Annotated in this window: 16 protein-coding genes; 4 read left to right on the plus strand and 12 right to left on the minus strand. The window is 68.6% G+C overall.

Features of this window, described 5'->3' with window-relative positions; all coding sequences use genetic code 11:
• Positions 1-336: 336 nt before the first annotated feature.
• Positions 337-657 carry a tetratricopeptide repeat protein gene (locus AB0M43_RS30920; protein WP_363729866.1) on the plus strand — a complete coding sequence of 107 codons (321 nt, stop codon included), beginning with the start codon at positions 337-339 and terminating at the stop codon, positions 655-657.
• Between the two features lie 104 nt (positions 658-761).
• Here the strand turns inward: AB0M43_RS30920 and AB0M43_RS30925 are convergent, their stop codons facing one another.
• Both AB0M43_RS30925 and AB0M43_RS30930 read right to left on the minus strand, forming a co-directional pair.
• Positions 762-1,976 (minus strand): NADP-dependent isocitrate dehydrogenase, encoded by a 1,215-nt coding sequence (locus AB0M43_RS30925; protein WP_363729328.1) that lies wholly within the window; start codon positions 1,974-1,976, stop codon positions 762-764.
• Between the two features lie 235 nt (positions 1,977-2,211).
• Positions 2,212-2,805, minus strand: coding sequence for an MBL fold metallo-hydrolase (locus AB0M43_RS30930; RefSeq protein WP_363729330.1), 594 nt, complete (start codon positions 2,803-2,805; stop codon positions 2,212-2,214).
• A 75-nt stretch (positions 2,806-2,880) separates the two neighbouring features.
• On the opposite strand from AB0M43_RS30930, the gene AB0M43_RS30935 reads away from it, so the two are divergent.
• Positions 2,881-3,819: a helix-turn-helix domain-containing protein gene (locus AB0M43_RS30935; RefSeq protein ID WP_363729331.1), complete on the plus strand. Its 939-nt coding sequence runs from the start codon at positions 2,881-2,883 to the stop codon at positions 3,817-3,819.
• A 210-nt stretch (positions 3,820-4,029) separates the two neighbouring features.
• On the opposite strand, the gene mdh is transcribed toward AB0M43_RS30935, so the two are convergent.
• Positions 4,030-4,980 (minus strand): malate dehydrogenase, encoded by a 951-nt coding sequence (gene mdh, locus AB0M43_RS30940; protein WP_363729333.1) that lies wholly within the window; start codon positions 4,978-4,980, stop codon positions 4,030-4,032.
• A gap of 14 nt (positions 4,981-4,994) precedes the next feature.
• Positions 4,995-6,140 (minus strand): peptidase M23, encoded by a 1,146-nt coding sequence (locus AB0M43_RS30945; RefSeq protein WP_363729334.1) that lies wholly within the window; start codon positions 6,138-6,140, stop codon positions 4,995-4,997.
• Between the two features lie 150 nt (positions 6,141-6,290).
• Here AB0M43_RS30945 and AB0M43_RS30950 point away from each other — a divergent pair, with 150 nt between their 5' ends.
• Complete coding sequence (locus tag AB0M43_RS30950; RefSeq protein ID WP_363729336.1) at positions 6,291-10,232, plus strand: endo-alpha-N-acetylgalactosaminidase family protein; 3,942 nt, start codon at positions 6,291-6,293, stop codon at positions 10,230-10,232.
• A gap of 50 nt (positions 10,233-10,282) precedes the next feature.
• Here AB0M43_RS30950 and AB0M43_RS30955 read toward each other — a convergent pair whose 3' ends face one another.
• From AB0M43_RS30955 to AB0M43_RS30980, 6 genes are all read right to left on the minus strand, one after another.
• Positions 10,283-11,284 carry a dipeptide ABC transporter ATP-binding protein gene (locus AB0M43_RS30955; protein ID WP_363729337.1) on the minus strand — a complete coding sequence of 334 codons (1,002 nt, stop codon included), beginning with the start codon at positions 11,282-11,284 and terminating at the stop codon, positions 10,283-10,285.
• Positions 11,277-12,260, minus strand: a complete 984-nt coding sequence (locus AB0M43_RS30960) for an ABC transporter ATP-binding protein (protein WP_363729338.1) — start codon at positions 12,258-12,260, stop codon at positions 11,277-11,279. Before AB0M43_RS30960 ends, AB0M43_RS30955 begins: the two co-directional genes overlap by 8 nt.
• 2 nt (positions 12,261-12,262) lie before the next feature.
• Positions 12,263-13,225: an ABC transporter permease gene (locus AB0M43_RS30965; protein WP_363729339.1), complete on the minus strand. Its 963-nt coding sequence runs from the start codon at positions 13,223-13,225 to the stop codon at positions 12,263-12,265.
• Positions 13,226-13,236: 11 nt separating this feature from the next.
• Positions 13,237-14,163: an ABC transporter permease gene (locus tag AB0M43_RS30970; protein ID WP_363729340.1), complete on the minus strand. Its 927-nt coding sequence runs from the start codon at positions 14,161-14,163 to the stop codon at positions 13,237-13,239.
• A gap of 97 nt (positions 14,164-14,260) precedes the next feature.
• Complete coding sequence (locus AB0M43_RS30975) at positions 14,261-15,862, minus strand: ABC transporter substrate-binding protein (protein WP_363729341.1); 1,602 nt, start codon at positions 15,860-15,862, stop codon at positions 14,261-14,263.
• Positions 15,863-16,271: 409 nt separating this feature from the next.
• Positions 16,272-17,864 carry an ABC transporter substrate-binding protein gene (locus AB0M43_RS30980; protein WP_363729342.1) on the minus strand — a complete coding sequence of 531 codons (1,593 nt, stop codon included), beginning with the start codon at positions 17,862-17,864 and terminating at the stop codon, positions 16,272-16,274.
• A gap of 114 nt (positions 17,865-17,978) precedes the next feature.
• Between AB0M43_RS30980 and AB0M43_RS30985 the strand changes: the two genes are divergently transcribed.
• A complete protein-coding gene (locus AB0M43_RS30985; protein ID WP_363729343.1) occupies positions 17,979-18,839 on the plus strand; it encodes a bifunctional methylenetetrahydrofolate dehydrogenase/methenyltetrahydrofolate cyclohydrolase in 861 nt (286 codons plus the stop codon).
• Between the two features lie 58 nt (positions 18,840-18,897).
• Here the strand turns inward: AB0M43_RS30985 and AB0M43_RS30990 are convergent, their stop codons facing one another.
• Together AB0M43_RS30990 and AB0M43_RS30995 are read right to left on the minus strand one after the other, a co-directional pair.
• On the minus strand, positions 18,898-19,158 hold the full coding sequence (locus tag AB0M43_RS30990; RefSeq protein ID WP_363729868.1) for a UBP-type zinc finger domain-containing protein: 261 nt from the start codon (positions 19,156-19,158) through the stop codon (positions 18,898-18,900).
• Positions 19,151-20,725 (minus strand): Na+/H+ antiporter, encoded by a 1,575-nt coding sequence (locus AB0M43_RS30995; RefSeq protein ID WP_363729344.1) that lies wholly within the window; start codon positions 20,723-20,725, stop codon positions 19,151-19,153. The genes AB0M43_RS30990 and AB0M43_RS30995 overlap by 8 nt, the downstream gene beginning before the upstream one ends.
• Between the last annotated feature and the right edge of the window lie 10 nt (positions 20,726-20,735).

The raw sequence follows: 20,735 nt of genomic DNA on the forward strand, positions 1-20,735 counted from the left end.
GACTCACCCCGATCGAGTTTGAGACACTACACAAGGCCACTCAACCGGCCTGAACACCGCTAACCCCGCGAGTCAACCAAACCGGGGGCAGTCCCCAACAACCTCGCAGGCTGGCGTGGACAGGCCGGCGACACGCCAGGAGCCACCCAGGCGTTCGCCGAACTCCTCACCGACCAACTCCGCATCCTCGGATCAGAACACCTCGACACGCTCAACACTCGACAGAACCTCGCCCACCTGCGTGGACGTGCTGGCGACGCAGCAGGAGCAGCCCTAGAACTCGCCGAACTCCTCACCGACCAACATCGCATTCTCGGACCAGAACACCCCCACACTCTGACAACACGCAACAACCTCGCAAGCCTCTGCGGGCACCTCGGCAACCTAGCGGAAGCAGTCAGAGCCTTCTCCGAACTCGTCACAGACCTACACCGCATCCTCGGACCAGAACATCCCCAAACCCTCATCGCTCGCAACAACCTCGCCCTCTGGCGCGGACGTGCTGGCGACGCGACAGGAGCAACTCAAGCATTCGTCGAGCTCCTCACCGACCAACACCGCATCCTCGGACCAGAACACCCCCACACACCCGTGACTCAGCGAAACTTCGAATACTGGCGCGCCCGAGCAACGCCCCCAGCGGACGCCAACGCATGAGCGGGCAGAAGCTGCGGGGTTCGCGCGGCGTACTCAACTGATCGTTTTGGGGTGGCAAAAGGCCGGCCCGCGTTCAGCGGACCGGCCTTTGACGTGCGGGAAGACTAGGCGAGCTTCTTCGCCAGGTTGGTGGCGAGCGCCTCCAGGAACTCGTCCGTGGTCAGCCACGGCGCGTCCTTCGAGATGAGCAGCGCCAGGTCCTTCGTCATCTGGCCACCCTCGACGGTCTCGACACAGACCTCCTCGAGCGTCTTGGCGAACTCGGTCACGGCCGGGGTGCCGTCGAGCTTGCCGCGGTGCGCCAGGCCCTGGGTCCAGGCGTAGATCGAGGCGATCGGGTTGGTCGAGGTCTTCTCGCCGCGCTGGTAGGCGCGGTAGTGCCGGGTGACGGTGCCGTGGGCGGCCTCGGCCTCGACGGTCTTGCCGTCGGGCGAGAGCAGGACGGAGGTCATCAGGCCGAGGGAGCCGAAGCCCTGGGCGACGGTGTCGGACTGGACGTCGCCGTCGTAGTTCTTGCAGGCCCAGACGTAGCCACCTTCCCACTTGAGGGCGGCGGCGACCATGTCGTCGATGAGGCGGTGCTCGTAGGTGATGCCGGCGGCGTCGAAGTCGGCCTTGAACTCGGCGTCGAAGATCTCCTGGAACAGGTCCTTGAACCGGCCGTCGTAGGCCTTCAGGATCGTGTTCTTGGTGGAGAGGTAGACCGGGAAGTTGCGGTCCAGGCCGTAGCGGAACGAGGCGCGGGCGAAGTCGCGGATCGACTCGTCGTAGTTGTACATGCCCATGGCGATGCCGCCGGCGGGGAATTCGGTGACGACGTGCTCGACCGGGGCGGAACCGTCGGCCGGGGTGTAGGTCAGGGTGAGCGTGCCCGGGCCGGGGACCACGAAGTCGGTGGCCTTGTACTGGTCGCCGTGCGCGTGACGGCCGATGACGATCGGCTTGGTCCAGCCGGGGACGAGGCGCGGCACGTTGCTCATGATGATGGGCTCGCGGAAGACGACGCCGCCGAGGATGTTGCGGATCGTCCCGTTCGGGGAGCGCCACATCTTCTTCAGGCCGAACTCCTCGACGCGGGCCTCGTCGGGGGTGATGGTGGCGCACTTGACGCCCACGCCGTGCCGGAGGATCGCGTTGGCGGCGTCGACGGTGACCTGGTCGTCGGTGGCGTCGCGGTGCTCGATGCCCAGGTCGTAGTACTCGAGGTCCACGTCGAGGTAGGGCAGGATCAGGGTTTCCTTGATCTGCTTCCAGATGATGCGGGTCATCTCGTCGCCGTCGAGCTCGACGACCGGGTTCGTTACCTTGATCTTCGCCACGTCGGCGCACTCCTTCGATGAATGAGGCTTAACAGTACGAGCGTACTGCCCAGCATCGGGCTCCGGCGGGCGGGGTGACCGACGGCACTCCGGCCGGCCTCCGCCAAGCCCGACCGGGGTCCCCACTCCAGCGCGGCTCGGGCGCCCCGGCCGGGGACTCACCCAGCCAGTCGCCCGACCCAACACCCGAGGCACCCGACCACCCGACAGTGCCACTCACCCGCGACACCAGCCCCTAGATCACCGTCGTCCCGTCCGGCACGAACAGCGGACCATGCCCCGGAACCAGCCACCCCGCCACCTTCAGGACCCGCTCCCGGTTCTCCCGGAGCAGCTCCCGGTCCGGCGCGACCGGGTCGTCGGCGGGCCCGTTCGGCCGCCACCACAGGTCGCCGACGAACGCGACCACCCCGTCGGGCGTCCCGACCAGCACCGTGATGTCCTCGGGGCTGTGCCCGGGGGTGGCGATCAGCTTGACGGAGGGGGTCAGTTCGTAGCCCTCGGCGGGGCGGTCCTCCCACTGGTCGCCCTGGTAGATGGCGTGGTGGTCGTGCATCCGGGCTTGGGCGAACAAGCCGGCGTTGATGGTGTTGTCGGGGTGGTGGTGGCTCAGGACGACGTCGGTGATGTCGCCGGGCGCGACGCCGAGGGCCGCGAGGGGGTCGAGGATCCGGGACTGGCTGGCGACCATGCCCGGGTCGATGATGATCTTCCGGTCGCCGTCGGCGACGTAGGACACGGTGGCGGCGACCCCGGGGCCGGTAGACAGGGTGTAGCCGGTGGTCAGTACCTGGAAGAACGCGGTGGTGCCGCGCGGTGCGTCGGTCATGACCAAGATCCTTCCTTCGACGGGTACGCGCTGCCAGTGGCACGATTGCCATTGATCGCGGCTATCATGCCAGCCATGCGCACCGTGGCCGCGTACGCTCCCGCCGGCACCATCTCCTTCGGCCTGTCCCTGGTCGCGGAGGTGTTCCAGCCCCGGGCGGGCGTCCCCGACTTCGTGTTCGAGCTGTGCACCGACGTGCCCGGGCCGGTTGCCGTCGACCCCGGCCTGACGCTGGTGGTGGAGCACGGGCTGGACCGGCTCGCGTCCGCCGACCTGGTGCTGGCCCTGCCCGGCGTGGGCTACGACGCCTGGTCGGCCGGCTCCGTCGCCGCCTTCCGGGCCGCCGCCGACCGGGGCGCGCTGGTCGCCGGGCACTGCGTCGGGGCGTTCCTGCTGGCCACGGCCGGGCTGCTGGACGGCCGCCGGGCCACCACGCACTGGCGGTTCGCGGACCGGCTGGCCAGCCGGTTCCCGGAGATCGAGGTGCGGGCCGACGAGCTGTACGTGGACGAGGGCCGGGTGCTGACCGGGGCCGGGGCCGCCGCCGGGCTGGACATGTGCCTGCACCTGATCCGGCGGGAGCACGGCGCGGCGGTGGCGACGGCGATCGCCCGGGAGCTGGTCGTGCCGCCGCACCGGGAGGGCGGGCAGGCACAGTACGCGACGGCGCCCGTGCCCGTGGCCGGCGGCGACCGGCTGGCCGAGGTGCTGGACTGGGCGTGCGGGCAGCTGCACCGGCCCCTCGCCGTGGACGAGTTGGCGCGCCGCGCGCTGCTCAGCCGGCGGACGTTCATCCGCAGGTTCCGGGCCGCGACCGGGGTGTCGCCCGGGGCGTGGCTGATCGGGCAGCGGCTGCGGCGGGCCGAGGAGTTGCTGGAGACCACGGACTGGCCGTTGGACGAGGTGGCGAGGCAGGTGGGGTACGCGAGCGCGGCCGTGCTCCGGGAGCAGTTCGTGCGCCGCCGGGGCGTGCCCCCGAGCGAGTACCGCCGCGCGTTCGGCACCCGCGACTGACGTCCCGCGCTGGTCACCGCCGTGCCGAGCGCGTGCGGCGGCGGTACCCCGAGCGATGACGACCGGCCCCTGGCGCACTGACGCCACGCGCCCCTCGGCCAGCTGGCCCGGCGTCCGGCGGCCGGCCGCTCGGGGCCGCCGACCAGGGCCGGATTCCCCGGGCATGGCGAGGGCCCGCAGCCACCGGCTACGGGCCCTCTCAGACTGGAACTACAGGGCGGCGACGTCCGCCTGCTTGGCGCGGACCGCCTCGGCGGCCTCCTTGAGCCCGGCGAGCTCGGTGTCCGTCAGCACGGTCTCGACGACCTTGCGGACCCCGGTCGCGCCCAGCTCGGCCTCGACGCCCAGGTAGACGCCCTCGATGCCGTACTCGCCGTCGACCCACGCGCAGACCGGCATGACCGCGCCGGAGTCCTCCGCGACGGCCTTGGCCATCCGGGCGGCGGCGGCGGACGGCGCGTAGTACGCCGAGCCGGTCTTGAGCAGGGCCACGACCTCGGCGCCGCCGTTGCGGGTGCGCACGACGAGCTCCTCGATCTTCTCGGCCGGCAGCAGGTCCGCGAGCGGCTTGCCGTCGACCGTGCAGCGCGACGGCACCGGCACCATCGTGTCGCCGTGCGAGCCCAGGGTGAGGGTCTTCACAGAGGCGACCGGGACCGCGAGGGTCTCGGCGACGAAGTGGGTGAACCGGGCGGTGTCGAGCATGCCGGCCTGGCCGAGGACCCGGTTCTTCGGGAACTGGCTGGCGAGCTGCGTCAGCGCGGTCATCTCGTCGAGCGGGTTGGAGACGACGATGATGACGGCCTCGGGGGCGTGCTTGGCGACGTTCTCCGCCACGCTCCGGACGATCTTGGCGTTGACCTCGATCAGGTCCATCCGGCTCATGCCCGGCTTGCGGGGCAGGCCGGCGGTGATCACGACGACGTCGGAGCCACTGATGGCCTCGTAGCCCGAGCCGTCGACGCCGGTCGTCTGGCCGACGACCTTGGTCTCGAAGCCCTCGATCGACCGGGACTGGTTGAGGTCGAGGGCCAGGCCCTCGGCCTTGCCATCGACGATGTCCGTGAGGACGACGGTGTCGAAGACGTTGTACTCAGCGAGCCGCTGCGCGGTCGTGGATCCGTAGAAACCGGCGCCGACGACGGTGACCTTTTTTCCCATAGCATCGGACGTTATCAGCAGGTCCCGGCGACCGGTTCTCCCGTGCCCGTCCAGACGTACACGTCACTCACCCAGGTGCCGTCCGTGAGTTTGTCCCACAGGGTGCTGCGGTACCCGCCACGGCCGGCGTGTTCGGTGCCGGTGGCCGAGCAGGCGATCGTGACGGTCTCCCCGTCGGCCACGGTGCCGACGACCGGCTGGGTGGTGCCGGGGCCGGCCCGGCGGTTGAGCGCGGTGCCGCCGTCGGTGTCGACGAGGCCCTGGTTGAGGGCGAGCGCGCCGTAGTTGTTGAGCCGGTTGCCGACGTTCGCCCTGGTGGAGCCGTGCATGGCGTACCCGTCGTAGTCGGAGCCCTGTGCTCTGATCACCCATTTGCCGAACACGTAGTGGTCGATGGGCGTGTAGGCACCGTCCCGGCGCAGGGAGAAGTGCACGTGCGCCCCGGACGAGGAGCCGCCGCAGGAGACGTCCATGCCGATGTCGCCCACGTAGTCGCCCTCTGCCAGCTGGGCGCCGTTGGCCGGGAGGTCGCCGGCGAGGTGGTAGTAGTCGGTGGCCAGGCCCCGGTCGTGCACGACCCGCAGCCAGCCGCGTTGCGAGTCGCACATCCGGTAGGCGAGCCCGCCGCCGGCCGCCAGCACCCGGCCGTCGCCGCCCGCGAGGTCGATAGAGCTGCGGGCGCTCCCCGACATCGGGTGCGGCCCGCCGGTGTAGGACCAGCTCTGGCCGACCGCGTAGGGCAGCCGGAGCGCGGTGCGGTAGTCGGAGCCGGACTTCGCCGGGAACCGGGCCGGGGGCGCGGCCCCGGTCGGGGTGGGCCTGGCCTGGCCGAACACCCGGCGCTCGACGGCGCTGAGGATGGTCATGCCCTGGGCGAGGTCGGCGAATCCGGGGTCGCCCTCGAAGACGGTCCTCCCGTCCCGGAGCAGGAAGAGCCAGCCTTCCGGGTACCCGGTGCCGCCGGGCAGGACGGCCGAGCCGAGCGCGCCGGTGGCGGCGGTGCCGCGCAGTACCGAGACCCGGATCTCCCGGTCGCTCTCCAGGGTGAGTTTCGCCCGCAGAGCGGTCGCGACGGTGTCTTCGAGGGGGTCGGCGGCCCGGGCCGGGGCAGCCGGCGTGACCAGTAGCGTTAATACTGCAAAAAGCGCAATCTTCCGCATCGTCAGATCATGGACAAATCCGGCGTGTTTGTGGGGGAATTTGATCGGCGTGTCGCGTTTGATGATTGAAGTTGCTCGAACTTGTTGACTTGTGAGCTAGAACACGCTAGAAATCGACTAACTTCATCAGGCTCGGACACAGGAGTCTCCATGCGCGGCCATCCCCCTCTGGTTCTCGCCGCCGCCCTCACCGGCGCGACGCTCTCGATCCCGTTACTCGCCGCCCCCGCCCAGGCCGGCACGCCCGTCACGATCCAGTCCTCCGCCCTGTCCGTCCGGGTCGACAACGCCTTCCCCCGGGTCATCGACTACACCGACAGGGCCAGCGGCTACCTCCTCAACGGCAACGAGGACCCGCTCACCCAGATCACGGTCAACGGCACCGCGAAGACCCCGACCGTGACGGGTACGGTCTCCGCCGACCGGGTCGACTACTCCCTGGACCTCGGCGCGGGCGTGGTGGTCGCGGCGCGGATCTCGGTGACCGGCTCCACCGTCGAGTTCCGGGTGACCGGGATCACCGACCCGAACGCCACGGTCAAGACGCTCGCGATCCCGAACCACAACCTGGTGTCGGTCCGCAGCGACCAGGCCGGCGCCGCCGTCACGACCACCCGGATGTGTACCGCGACCCCGGCGTGGATCACGGCGAACACCGCCCCCGCCAACTGCAACAAGGCCACGACGAAGTCCGGTGACACGTTCACCGCGCTGACCAGCTCCACGGCGGCGGACTCCACCCCGCAGGGCCAGATGTACGCGATCGTCAACACCGGCCAGCTCGCCGCCTCGATCGCCACGAACTCCTACTACGACGAGCCGTCCGGCGCCACCTCCAACGAGAACGCCCGGGTCTACAAGCAGGTCGTGGACAAGGGAACCTACCGCCGCGCCGGCCTGTGGAGCGGCGACTGGCTGTACCGGCCGAAGGGCGCGCCCGCCACCGAGCCGCTGCCGTTCGCGAAGGTCGTCGTCGCCCGGGACCGCAACGCCGACTCCGCCGTGGACTGGCAGGACGGCGCGATCGCCTACCGCGACATCATGACCAACCCGCAGGGCTGGCAGGACACCCCCGACCGGGTCGTGCAGCGCATCCCGATGAACTTCGCCTCCCAGGCCACCCACCCGTTCCTGCAGACCCTGGACGAGACCAAGCGGGTGGCACTGGCCACCGACGGGCTGGGCCAGTTCGTGCTGCTCAAGGGGTACGCGTCCGAGGGGCACGACTCCGCGCACCCCGACTACGGGCTGATCGGCGCGCGGCAGGGCGGCGCGGCCGACCTGAACACGCTGACCACGCTCGGCTCGGCGTACAACGCGGACTTCGGCGTGCACATCAACGCCCAGGAGGCGTACCCGGTCGCGCAGTCCTTCACCGACGCCATGGTCACCTCCGACTCGGGCACCAAGTCCGGCGGCTGGAACTGGCTCGACCAGTCCTACGTGATCAACCACCGCAACGACGCCAACACCGGCAACCGGGCCGCCCGGCTCCAGGAGCTCAAGACGGCCGCCCCGGACCTGAAGTTCATGTACGTCGACGTCTGGTACCGCGACGGCTGGGAGTCCCGCAAGCTCGCCCGGGAGATCAACGACCTCGGCTGGCAGGTGGCCACCGAGTTCCCGGACAAGTTCGAGGAGAACTCGCTGTGGAACCACTGGGCCAACGACGTCAACTACGGCGGCGGTGACCTCAAGGGCGTCAACTCGCAGGTCGCGCGGTTCATCCGCAACCACCAGCGCGACGACTGGCTGGCGCGGGACCCGATGCTGGGCGGCGCCGAGAACGAGGCGTACGAGGGCTGGCAGGGCAAGAACGACTTCACGGCGTTCATGAACACCACCTTCGGCACGAACCTGCCGACGAAGTACCTCCAGGGGTTCCAGGTCCAGAAGTGGGCCGCGAACCGGATCGACCTGACCTCCGGGGTCAACGTGACCCTGTCGGGCGGCACCCGCACGATCAGCAAGGACGGCCACCCGGTACTCGTCGGCAAGAACTACCTGCTGCCGTGGGACCAGAGCGCCGAGTCGAAGCTGTACCACTGGAACGACGCGGGCGGCTCCTCGACCTGGTCGCTGCCGACCTCGTGGGCGGCCAACTCGACCGTCAAGCTGTACAAGCTCACCGACACCGGGCGGCAGTTCGTCCAGGACCTCACCGTCACGTCCGGGCAGGTCAGCATCACCGCCACGGCGAAGACCGCCTACGTGGTGTACCCGACGACCGCGCCCACCCAGGGCGACGTCAAGTGGGGCGAGGCCCAGGCGCTCAAGGACCCGCGGTTCTACTCCGGCAACCTGTCCGCGTGGACGACCAACGGGGCGACTTCCGTGGTGCGCAGCACCAAGGGCCAGAACGAGCTGGTGTTCGGCTCCGGCGCCTCCAGCGTCGCGCAGACCCTCACCGGGCTCGCGGCCGGCACCTACGCGGCCAGCGTCAACGTGAAGACCTCGGGCGGCCGGAAGGCGACCCTCGACGTCGGCGGGGTGTCCAACTGGACCACCTCCTCGACGTTCACCAACAACATCGGAGCCGATGACAAGTACGGCACCACGGCGCAGAAGATGCAGGTCCTCTTCGACGTGGCCGCCGGCGGCACCCCGACCCTGACCCTGTCCGCGGCGGCCGGCACCTCGGCCGTGACCTTCGACGACGTGCGGATCTTCAGGACCGCCCGCACCGCGCAGGGCACGCACCACTTCGTCGAGGACTTCGAGAACACCAACGGCGGCTGGGGCCCGTTCGTCGGCGGACCCGGGCACGACAAGGACCCGCAGACCCACGTCGCCCAGAAGCACGCGCCGTACACCCAGGCCGGGTGGAACGGGAAGCTCGTGGACGACGTGATCGCCGGAAACAACTCGCTGAAGACGCACGTGGAGTCCTCCGGGCTGCTGTACCGCACCCTGCCGCAGACCCTGCGGTTCACGCCGGGGCGCAGGTACACCGTGAGCCTGAAGTTCGAGAACGGATTCGCGAACGACCACGCCTTCGTGGTCGGCGACGGGGCCACCACCCTGACGACGGACAACTTCGGCCAGGCCCGCACCGCCACCGCCTTCACCAAGACCTTCGACGCGTCGGCCACCGGCGAGTCGTGGATCGGCGTGACCAAGGTGAGCGGCAACCAGGACCCCGACCACGACTTCATCCTCGACGACGTGGTCGTGGACGACATCGGGCCGGGCACCGGCGGCGGCTCCAACCGGGTCGACCAGTCGACCATGACCGTCACCTCGTGCGACAGCGCGGAGAGCACCAACGAGCAGGCCCCCTGCTCCAACGTGCTCGACGGCAACTCCGGCACCATCTGGCACACCAAGTGGTCCGGCACCGCCGCGCCGATGCCGCACGAGATCGTCCTCGACCTCGGCAGCGCCAAGTCGGTCACCGACCTGTACTACCTGCCCCGGCAGTCGCAGGCCAACGGCCGGATCGCCAACTACGAGGTGTACGTCTCCACCGACGGCACCACCTGGGGCACGGCGGTGAAGACCGGCACGTTCGCCAACAACACCACCGAGCAGACGGCGAACTTCCCGGCCAAGACCGGCCGCTACGTCAAGCTGCGCGCCACCAGTGAGGTCGGCGGCAACGCCTGGACCGCCGTCGCCGAACTCAACATCGGCGTCGCGTCCACCACCCCCGCCCGGATCAACCAGGCCGGCATGTCCGTGCACTCCTACGACAGCCAGGAGACCTCGGGCGAGAACGGCGCGGCGACCAACGTGCTCGACGGGAACTCCGCGACGATCTGGCACACCCAGTGGTCGGGCAGTTCCCCCGCGCTCCCGCACGAGGTCGTGCTCAACCTCGGCGCGAACTACAGCGTGACCTGCCTGCACCAACTGCCCCGCCAGACGGGTACGAACGGCCGGATCGCGGGCTACGAGGTGTACGTGTCCACCGACGGCGTGACCTGGGGGTCAGCGGTGGCCACCGGCACCTGGACCAGCGTGGCCACCGAGCAGTCCGCGTGCTTCACGGCCAAGACGGGCCGGTACGTGAAACTGCGGGCCACCAGTGAGGTGAACGGAGCTGCCTGGACGTCAGTGGCGGAACTGAACGTCACAGGAGTGCCGGCCTAGCCGGTAGGAAGAAGAACGGGCCCACCCTGGCGGGGGTGGGCCCGTTCTCGTCATGCGACGACGTGCTTGAGCTCGGCGAAGTGGCACGCGCTCGGATGCGGGTCCGGTGCGCGCCCGATGAGCAGCGGCTCCTCCGACGCGCAGATGTCCTGCGCCTTCCAGCACCGGGTCCGGAACCGGCACCCCGACGGCGGGTTGGCCGGCGACGGCACGTCACCCTCCAGCCGGATGATGTCCCGGTTGCGCCGGGCCGCCGGGTCCGCCACCGGCACCGCCGACAGCAGCGCCTGGGTGTACGGGTGCGTCGGCCGCTCGTAGATCTCGTCCTCGGTGCCGATCTCGACCATCTTGCCGAGGTACATGACCCCGACCCGGTCGGAGATGTGCCGCACCACGGACAGGTCGTGCGCGATGAAGATGTAGGACAGCCCCATCTCGCGCTGCAACTTGCCGAGCAGGTTGATCACCTGGGCCTGGATGGACACGTCCAGGGCCGACACCGGCTCGTCGCACACGATCACCTCGGGCCGCAGGGCCAGGGCCCGGGCGATCCCGATCCGCTGGCGCTGGCCGCCGGAGAACTGGTGCGGGTACCGGTTGATGTGCTCCGGGCTGAGCCCGACCAGTTCCAGCAGCTCCTTGACCCGGCGCTCCCGGTCGCCCTTCGGGGCCACCTCGGGGTGGATCTCGTACGGCTCCCCGATGATGTCGCCGACGGTCATCCGCGGGTTCAGCGAGGTGTACGGGTCCTGCATCACCATCTGGATGTTCCGCCGCACCTTGCGCAGCCGTTCACCCTTCAGGCCGAAGATCTTCTCGCCCTTGAAGGTGACCGTGCCGTCGGTCGGGTGCTCCAGCTGCATGATCAGCTTGGCGAGGGTCGACTTGCCGCAGCCGGACTCGCCGACGATGCCGAGCGTCTCGCCCTTGTTCAGCTCGAACGACACCCCGTCGACGGCCTTGACCGCCCCGACCTGGGTCTGGAACAGGATGCCCTGCTTGATCGGGAAGTGCTTCACCAGGTTGTCGACCTGGAGGATCGGCTCAGCCATGAAGGACCTCCTCGGCGAAGTGACAGGCGCTCGTCCGGCCGTTGTCCAGGACCAGCAGCGGCGGGACGACATCCCGGCAGACCTGCTGGACCATCGGGCAGCGCGGGTGGAAGGCGCAGCCCGTCGGCGGGCGCATCAGGTTCGGCGGCAGGCCCTTGATGGTGGCCAGTTCCTGGCCCTTGGAGTCCAGCCGGGGAATCGACTCCAACAGCCCCCGGGTGTACGGGTGCGCCGGCTTGGCGTAGATGTCGTGCACGTCGGCGTGCTCGACGATCCGGCCCGCGTACATCACGGCGATCCGGTCGGCCACGTCCGCGACGACACCCAGGTCGTGGGTGATCAGGATCAGGCCCATGTTCAGGTCCCGGCGCAGCTCGGCGAGCAGGTCCATGATCTGGGCCTGCACGGTCACGTCGAGGGCCGTGGTCGGCTCGTCGGCGATCAGCACCTTCGGGTCCTGGGCCAGCGACATCGCGATCATGACCCGCTGGCGCATGCCGCCGGAGAACTCGTGCGGGTAGTTGTGCAGCCGCTCCTTGGCCGCCGGGATCTTGACGAGTTCCATCAGCTCGACGGCCCGCCTGTACGCGTCCTTCTTGCTGAGCCCGTCGTTCTTCCGGAGCGCCTCGGAGATCTGGAAGCCGACCGTGAACACCGGGTTGAGGGCGGAGAGCGCGTCCTGGAAGACCATCGCGATCTCCTTGCCACGCAGCTTGCGCCGCTCCTCCTCAGGGCTCGTGAGCAGGTTCCGGCCGTTGTACCGGATCTCGCCCTTCGTGATGAACCCGGGCGGCATGTCGAGGATGCCCATGATCGCCTGCGCGGTCACCGACTTGCCGGAGCCCGACTCACCGAGCACGGCGAGGGTCTCCCCCGCGTCCAGGTGGTACGAGACGCCGTTGATGACCCGCGCGACCCCGTCCCTGGTCCGGAACTCGATGTGCAGGTCGTCGACTTCGAGAAGATGGTTACTCATGGTCACCGGAGCCTCGGGTCGAAGGCCTCACGCACGGCGTCGCCGAGCATGATGAACGCCAGCACGGTCAGGGACAGGAACACCGACGGGGCCACGAGCGGAATCGCGCTCTCCCGGACCCGCTGGGTGGACTCGGAGATGTCCTTGCCCCAGGAGATGATCGGGTCCTTGAGGCCGACGCCGAGGAAGGACAGCGTGGCCTCGGCGGTGATGAACGCGCCCAGGGCGATGGTCATCACCACGATCACGGGGGCCATGGCGTTCGGCAGGATGTGCTTGAGCATGATCCGGCCGTTGCTCGCGCCGAGCATCCGCGCCGCGTGCACGTAGTCCTGGTTCTTCGCCGAGATCACCGAGGACCGCACGATCCGGGCCGCCGTGGTCCAACCGAAGATGCTGAGGACGACGACGACGAGGAGCAGTTGGCCCCAGTACCCGTCCTCGGAGCTGGACCGGGCCTTCAGGGCCACGATCGCGGCGAGCAGCAGCGGGATGCCGAGCACGATGTCGATGATCCGGGCGAGGATCGCGTCGAGCAGGCCGCCGTAGAAGCCGGCGAGCATGCCGACCACGACCGCGATCAGCCCGGCGAGCAGCGCCGAGTAGAAACCGACCTGCATCGAGGTACTGGCGCCGTGCACCGTCCGGGCGTACACGTCGCAGCCCTGGAGGTTGTAGCCGAAGATCGCGTCGCCGCTCGGCCCCTGCATCGAGCGGGACAGCTCGCAGGAGTGCGGGTCGGCGGAGCTGAACAGGCCCGGGAAGGCCGCCATCACGACCATGACCAGGATGACCAGGGACGAGATGATGAAGACCGGACTGCGCCGCAGGTCGCGCCAGGCGTCGCCCGCCAGGCTGCGGACCTTGCTGGTGTTGTCGGGCTGGTTCGGTGCGCCGGTGCTGCCGGCCGGGCCGGGTACGGCCGCGTGGTTCTCCGACGCGGCGATGGTTTCGAAATCACTCATGCCGGCCCCCTCTACGAGTAACGGATTCGCGGGTCGAGGACGGCGTACAGGATGTCCACGAGCAGGTTGGCCAGCAGGTAGACGACGACCAGCACGCTGACGATCGTGACCACGACGGGGCCGTCGGACAGGTTGATGCCCTTGAAGAGCTGGAAGCCGACGCCCGGGATGTTGAAGATCCGCTCGGTGACGATCGCGCCGCCCATCAGGTTGCCGATCTCGACACCCAGGAAGGTCACGACGGGGATCAGCGAGTTGCGCAACACGTGTACCCCGATGATCCGGGTCTTCTTGAGGCCCTTGGCCTTGGCCGTGCGCACGTAGTCGGAGCGCAGGTTCTCCGCGACCGAGGTCCGGGTGAGCCGGACGGCGGTGGCCAGGGCGAGCGCGCCGAGCACGAAGCCGGGCACGATCAGGGTGGCGATGCCCTTGTCGGCGTCGTAGCCGGGCGTGAACCAGCCCCACTTGCCGCCCGGGAACGTGCTCAGCATCAGGCCGATCACGAAGCTCGGGATGCCGATCACGACCAGGGTCAGGAACAGCGTGACGTTGTCGAACACGCCGCCGCGCCGCATGCCGGCGATCACGCCGCCGACGACGCCGAGGATGACGACGAAGACGAAGGCGATCGCGGCGAGCTGGATCGTGTAGCTCCACGCCTCGCCCAGGATCTCGGCGATCGGGCGCTGGGACAGCGAGTCGCCGAGGTCGAAGGTCAGCAGACCCTTGATGTAGTACCAGTACCGGACCAGGAAGGGCTCGTCGAGGTGGAAGTCCCGCGTGAGCTTGGCCTTCACCGCGTCGTTGAGTTCCTTGCCCTCGCCGGCCAGCGAAGTCAGCGGGTCGCCGGTGGCGAACATCATCGAGTACACGATGAAGGTGGTGCAGAAGAACGCCAGCACCATCTGGAGCAGGCGTCGAACTATGTAACGGAGCATGGTTCCTCCGACGAGAGCCGGGTCCGGCCTGGGCAACGACAGACGACGCTGCCCGGCAGCGCGCGACGGGCGCGAGCTGACCGGGCAGCGTCGGTGATCACTTGGTGTCGAGCTTCAGCAGGTCGACGTGGCCGCGGGCGTCGACGAAGACGTCCTTGACCTTGGTCGAGTAGCCGTAGACGTTCTGACCGAAGAACAGCGGCGCGACCGGGACGTCCTTGGCGAGCAGCGCCTCGGCCTCCTGGTACTTGCGGATCGCACCGTCGGCCGTCGCCTCCTGGTTACCGGCGGCCACCAGGGCGTTGAACGCCTTGTTGTCGTAGCCGTAGTAGTTGGAGGAGCCGCCCGTGCCGTACAGCGGGTCGAGGTAGTTCTCCATCGAGGCGTAGTCCATGGACCAGCCCATCCGGAACGCGCCGATGTCCTGCTTGGCCTTGGCCTTGGTCCGCAGGTCCGCGAACTTCGGCTCGCCGGCGCCGACGCACTTGATGCCCAGGTTCTTGATGAGCTGGTTGCAGACCGCGTCGACCCATTCCTTGTGGTCGCCGTCGACGTTGTACGTGATCGTCACGGTGCCGCCCGGGAAGCCGCCCGCGCCGTCCAGCAGGGCCTTCGCCTTGGTCGGGTCGAACTTGACCGCGTCGCCACCGGCACCCGGCTTGTAGCCCGGGACGACCGGCGAGACGAACGAGTCGGCGGCCTTGCGCGAACCCTTGAAGATCGTCTTCACGATCTCCTCGCGGTCGATGGCCATCGAGATCGCCTTGCGCACGTCGGCGTTGGCGAACTTCGGGTTGTAGACCGGCAGGGCCATGAACGTGAAGCTCGAGCTCGGGCTGGTCTTGTACCGGTCCCCGAGGTCAGCGGTCGCGCTGCTCAGCGAGGAGGTCGGGATCGTGGTCATGATGTCGTTCGTGTTGGCGAGCAGCTCGGAGTACTGAGCGGTCGCCTGCTGGTAGATCTTGAACGCGATGCCCTTGACCTTGGGCTTGGTGCCCTTGTAGCCGTCGTACGCCTCGACCTCGACCTTCTGGTCGTGGGTCCAGGTGCCCTTCATCTTGAAGGGGCCGTTGCCGATCGGCGCCTCGTTGTACGCCTTGACGTCGGTGAAGGCGGCCTTCGGCATCGGGTAGAACGCGGTGTACCCGACGACCGACAGCCAGTCCGCGAACGGGGCGTCGAGCTCGACGGTGAAGTTGAGGTCGTCGACCTTCTTCAGCCCGGCGAGGGTCTTCGTGGTCGGGATGGCCTTGGTGTCGGCCGGGTTCAGGTCGCCGTAGCCCTTGATCTTGGCGAAGAAGTTGTTGCTCTCCTGGCCGTTCGGGCCGTACGCGCCGTAGTTCCACGCGTCGATGAAGCTGTCGGACGTCAGCTTCTCGCCGTTGTGGAAGGTGTAGCCGTCCTTGATCTTGATCGACCAGGTCTTGCTGTCCTTGGTCTCGATCTTCTCGGCGACGTCCAGCTCGGCCTTGTTCGTGGTGGGGTTGATGTCCACCAGACCGACGAACAGCGCCTCCAGGACCTGGCTGCCCGAGGTGTCGTTCGTGTTGGTGGGCGTCAGGAACTTGGGCTCAGCGATGCCGATGCTGACCGTCCCGCCGCTCTTGCCGGAATCCGAGCCGCTGTTGCCACACGCCGTCAGCGCGATGGCAGCTGCGACGGGAACGGCAACCAGTGCGGCAATCTTGCGTACCTGCATTGATCCTCCTCGTTTCCATCACGCTGTGCCACCGTTGCCGCGTATGGACCGATGGACAGCCAAGCAAACGTAAAGTCCACTCCACTGCACCGGCAAACCAGAACGATCACGGGACCGTAACGATGATCAGTTCAACTATTTGCAGAACCTCCGTCGAGATGGTAGTGGATTTCCGGCACATTCATGGCATGTATGTGCCGTATTGCGTGGTTTAACGCTATACCCCATGCTGTGGCAGAGGTCGCAAGATTGAGGATTATCTATCATAGGTAACTCATGGATAAGTGGATAAGAAGGGATTCCGGGGAGTTAAGGTCCACTCTCGACTACACAGAGTGATGAATGCCATGACATCGAAACCGGCCGTGGGCCCGGCGGTCGAGGTGACCGCCGGACCACATGGACACCGTTACTTGGTCTCGATCTTCAGCAGATCGACCCTGGTGAACGGGTTGACCTCCACGTTGGTGACCTTGGTGGAGTAGCCGAAGACGTTCTGGCCGTAGAACAGCGGGGCGACCGGGATGTCCCGGGCGAGCATGTCCTCCGCCGCCTGGTACTTCTTGATCGCGCCGTCCGCCGTCGCCTCCCGGTTGCCCGCCGCCACGGTGTCGTCGAACTCCTTGTTCGCGTAGCCGTAGTAGTTCGAGGAGCCGGTCGTGGAGTACAGCGGGGTCAGGTAGTTCTCCATCGACGGGTAGTCCATCGCCCAGCCCAGCCGGAACGCCCCGATGTCCTGCTTCGCCTGCGCCTTGGTCCGCAGGTCCGCGAACTTCGGCTCACCGGCGCCCACGCACTGGATGCCCAGGTTCTTGATGATCTGGTTGCACACCGCGTCGACCCACTCCTTGTGGTCGCCGTCGACGTTGTAGGTGATCGTCAGCGTCCCGCCCGGGAAGCCGCCCGCCTTGGTCAGCAGCTCCTTGGCCTTCGCCGGCTCGAACTTGCAGCCCTCGCCGCACGCGTCGGCCCGGTAGCCGGGCACCACCGGGGACACGAAGGCGTGCGCCGGGGTGCGCGAGTCCTTGAAGACGACCTTGGTGATCTCCTCGCGGTCGATCGCCATCGAGATCGCCTTGCGGACGTCCACGTTCGTGAACTTCGGGTTGTACAGCGGCAACGCGATGAACGTGAACGACGAACTCGGGCTCGTCTTGTACCGGTCCCCCAGGTCCGTCTTCGCGCTGGACAGCACCGAGGTCGGCAGGGAGGTCATCACGTCGACCGTGTTGGCGAGCAGCTCGGAGTACTGCGCCGTGGGCTGCTGGTACACCTTGAAGTTGACGCCCTTGATCTTGGGCTTCTCGCCCTTGTACGCGTCGTACGCCTCGACCTCGATCTTCTGGTCGTGGACCCACGTCCCCTTCATCTTGAAGGGCCCCTGCCCGATCGGCGCCTCCTTGTACGTGTCCATGCCGGTGAAGGCCACCTTCGGCATGGGCACGAACGCGCTGTAGCCGAGCACCGAACGGAAGTCCGCGTACGGCTCCGTCAGCGTGATCGTGAACTCCGTGTCGCTGACCTTCTTCAGGCCGGACAGTTCCTTGGTCGGAGGGGTGGCGTTCTTGTCGGCGGGGTTGAGGGCCGCGTACCCGTCGATCGAGGCGAAGAAGGTGTTGTTCTGCTGCGCGTTGGGGGCGTAGGCGCCGTAGTTCCACGCCGCGATGTAGTCGTCGGCGGTGACCTTGTCGCCGTTGTGGAACGTCCAGCCCTCCTTCAGCTTGACGGTCCACACCTTGCTGTCGGAGGTACTGATCTTCTCGGCGGCGTCCTCGACGGCCTTGTTACTCGCGTCGAACTTGACCAGGGGCGTGAACAGCGCGTCGACCACCTGGCCGCCGGCCGTGTCGTTCGTGTTCGTCGGGACGATGAACCTCGGCTCACCGATCCCGATGCTGACCGTCCCGCCACTGCTGCCGGAGTCCCCGCCGCCACAGGCCGCGAGGGCCACGCTGGCGATGACGGGTACGACAACCAGGGCGGCGACTCTGCGGACCCGCATGTTGCCTCGCTTCGTGATCGTGAAATTGGCGTCTACAGGTTAGGCGCAAACCACCACCTACCTGGGTAGAACACCAATTTTCGTCACGTGCGGGGGCGTGGAAGAATCAGCCCTGTGACCGCGACAATTCTGGACGGCAAGGCCACCGCCACGGCGATCAAGGAAGAGCTCCGCCAGCGGGTGGCGAAGCTCGCCGAACGGGGCGTCGTCCCCGGGCTCGGCACGATCCTGGTCGGCGACGACCCCGGCTCGCACGCGTACGTGGCCGGCAAGCACCGCGACTGCGCCGAGGTCGGCGTCGCGTCCATCGCCCGCCAGCTGCCGGCGGACGCCACCCACGAGCAGGTCGCGGCCGTCGTCGCCGAACTCAACGCCGACCCCACCTGCCACGGCTACATCGTGCAGCTCCCCCTGCCGCCGCAGATCGACACCCAGCGGATCCTGGAAGCCATCGACCCCGACAAGGACGCGGACGGGCTGCACCCCGTCAACCTCGGTCGACTGGTACTCGGCTTCGAGGGCCCCCTGCCCTGCACCCCTCGCGGCATCGTCGAACTGCTCCGCCGCTACGACGTGCCGCTGAAGGGCGCCGAGGTCGTCGTCATCGGCCGGGGCAACACCGTCGGCCGGCCGCTCGGGCTCCTGCTCACCCGCAAGAGCGAGAACGCGACCGTCACCCTGTGCCACACCGGCACCCAGGACCTGGCCGCGCACACCGCGAAGGCCGACATCGTCATCGTCGCCGCCGGCAACCCCGGGCTGCTCACCGCCGACATGGTCCGGCCCGGCGCCGTGGTCGTGGACGTCGGGATCACCCGGGTCGTCGGCGCCGACGGCAAGGGCCGGTACACCGGGGACGTGGCGCCCGAGGTGGCCGAGGTCGCCAGTTTCGTCGCACCGATGCCCGGCGGGGTCGGGCCGATGACCCGGGCGCTACTCGTCACGAACGTGGTGGAGCGCGCCGAACGCGGCTAGTGGTCCGCACGGGAAGGGCCCGCCACGGTCATCGTGGCGGGCCCTTCCCGTCGAACGTCTAGCCCAGCACCTCGTCCTTGTAGCACCAGCGCCAGGTCTCCCCCGGCTCCGCCGACCGCATCACCGGGTGCCCGTCGCGCTCGTAGTGCCCCGTCGCGTGCCGGTACGGCGAGGAGTCGCAGCACGCGACGTGCCCGCACTCCAGGCACTGGCGCAGATGCACCCAGTCGGTGTTGCCCACCGCCACGCACTCCTCACAGAAGTCCACCGCGAGCGGCGGCGGCTCGCCCAGGGCGGCCAGGTGCGGGCAGTTATTCATCATGTCTCCGTTCGAGAAGGGACTCTTCGAGGTCCATGTCGCGCTGGGCGGCGCGGAGGACCGCCTCCGGCACCCGGCCCTGGTCCCGGGCGATCCGGAACACCTCGCGCTCGGCGTCGAGCATCTGGCGACGCAGCCGCGAGTACGCCTGGCTGGGGGTCTCGCCGTCCGAGTTGCCCAGCCGCTCCCAGGCGACGTTCGTCCGGTAGTCCACCACCCCGCGCAGCCGCTCGATGACGTGCACCGGGGCGGACTCGGCCAGCGCGTACAACCGGTCGAGGGCCGCCTTGCCCGCCTCGTGCTGCACCCCGGCCTCGGCCAGGGCGTCGGCGCGCGGATCGTCGCGGGGCAGCTTCAGCCGGCGGGCCAGCGCGGGCAGGGTCAGCCCCTGGAGCAGCAGCGTCACCACGATGACCGCGAACGCCAACCAGGTCAGCAGGGGGCTGTTGTCCACCCCGTCGGCGGACATCAGCGCGGGAAGGCTCAGCGCGGCCGCCAGGGTCACGACGCCGCGCATGCCGGCCCAGGACAGCACCGCCATCACCGCGACGCTCGGCCGGGGGCTGCGGTGCCGCACCCGGGGCAGCATGCGGCTCAGGTACGTGCCGACGTACACCCACACGAACCGGCCGACGATCACGACCGCGACCACCCCGGCGGTGGCCTCGACCACGACCTCGATCGGGGTGTTGAGGTTCTCGATGATCAGGCGCAGCTGGAGCCCGACCAGCAGGAAGACCGCGCCCTCCAGCAGGAACCGGACCATCCGCCAGAACGCCTCCATCTGCAACCGGGAGGCCGCCGACATCAGCGTCGGCCAGCGGTGCCCCACCACCAGGCCGCACACCACGACCGCCACCACCCCGGAGGCGTGGATCTCCTCGGCGGGGATGAAGACCAGGAACGGCGTGAGCAGCGACAGCGAGTTGTCCAACAGCGCGTTGGTGATCCGCCGGTGCAGGAAACTGATCAGGACCGCCCCGACGAAGCCCACCGCCAGACCGCCCACCACGGCGATCGTGGCCGTCCGGGTGATGTCCCACCCCGACAGCGCCTGCCCGGTGGCCGCCGCGACCGCGACCCGGAGCGTGACCAGCGCCGTCGCGTCGTTGACCAGGCTCTCGCCCTCCAGGATCGTCACCGTCTGCCGGGGCAGGCCGATCCGGCTGGCCAGCGACGTCGCCGCCACCGCGTCGGGCGGGGCGACGATGGCCCCCAACGCGAACGCCGCCGCGAGGGGCACGTCCGGCACGATCCAGTGCAGGGTGAGCCCCACCGCGGCGGCGATGAACAGCGCGTGCCCGACCGCGAGCATCAGGATCGGGCGCAGGTTCCGGAGGAAGTCCGGCACCGAGGTCTCGACGGCCGCCACGTACAGCAGGGGCGGCAGGATGCCGACCAGCACCATCTCCGGGGCGAGCTTGATGTCCAGCACGCCCGGCACGAACGAGACGACGATGCCGACCACGAGCAGCATGATCGGCGAGAGCACCCCGAGCCGACGGGCCAGGGCGGTGGTCGCGACGACGGTCGCGACCAGCCCGACGATCAGGAGCAGCTCTTCCACATGACCGAGG

The organism is Longispora sp. NPDC051575, from assembly GCF_040681875.1.
GTDB lineage: Bacteria > Actinomycetota > Actinomycetes > Mycobacteriales > Micromonosporaceae > Longispora.

What these genes read in the sequence shown, in the direction of transcription:
- mdh (WP_363729333.1), bottom strand. Translation starts at nt 4,980, where the DNA reads ATGGGAAAAAAGGTCACCGTCGTCGGCGCCGGTTTCTACGGATCCACG.
- AB0M43_RS30970 (WP_363729340.1), bottom strand. Translation starts at nt 14,163, where the DNA reads ATGCTCCGTTACATAGTTCGACGCCTGCTCCAGATGGTGCTGGCGTTC.
- AB0M43_RS30950 (WP_363729336.1), top strand. Translation starts at nt 6,291, where the DNA reads ATGCGCGGCCATCCCCCTCTGGTTCTCGCCGCCGCCCTCACCGGCGCG.
- AB0M43_RS30945 (WP_363729334.1), bottom strand. Translation starts at nt 6,140, where the DNA reads ATGCGGAAGATTGCGCTTTTTGCAGTATTAACGCTACTGGTCACGCCG.
- AB0M43_RS30955 (WP_363729337.1), bottom strand. Translation starts at nt 11,284, where the DNA reads ATGGCTGAGCCGATCCTCCAGGTCGACAACCTGGTGAAGCACTTCCCG.
- AB0M43_RS30960 (WP_363729338.1), bottom strand. Translation starts at nt 12,260, where the DNA reads ATGAGTAACCATCTTCTCGAAGTCGACGACCTGCACATCGAGTTCCGG.
- AB0M43_RS30965 (WP_363729339.1), bottom strand. Translation starts at nt 13,225, where the DNA reads ATGAGTGATTTCGAAACCATCGCCGCGTCGGAGAACCACGCGGCCGTA.
- AB0M43_RS30990 (WP_363729868.1), bottom strand. Translation starts at nt 19,158, where the DNA reads ATGAATAACTGCCCGCACCTGGCCGCCCTGGGCGAGCCGCCGCCGCTC.
- AB0M43_RS30975 (WP_363729341.1), bottom strand. Translation starts at nt 15,862, where the DNA reads ATGCAGGTACGCAAGATTGCCGCACTGGTTGCCGTTCCCGTCGCAGCT.
- AB0M43_RS30980 (WP_363729342.1), bottom strand. Translation starts at nt 17,864, where the DNA reads ATGCGGGTCCGCAGAGTCGCCGCCCTGGTTGTCGTACCCGTCATCGCC.
- AB0M43_RS30930 (WP_363729330.1), bottom strand. Translation starts at nt 2,805, where the DNA reads ATGACCGACGCACCGCGCGGCACCACCGCGTTCTTCCAGGTACTGACC.
- AB0M43_RS30935 (WP_363729331.1), top strand. Translation starts at nt 2,881, where the DNA reads ATGCGCACCGTGGCCGCGTACGCTCCCGCCGGCACCATCTCCTTCGGC.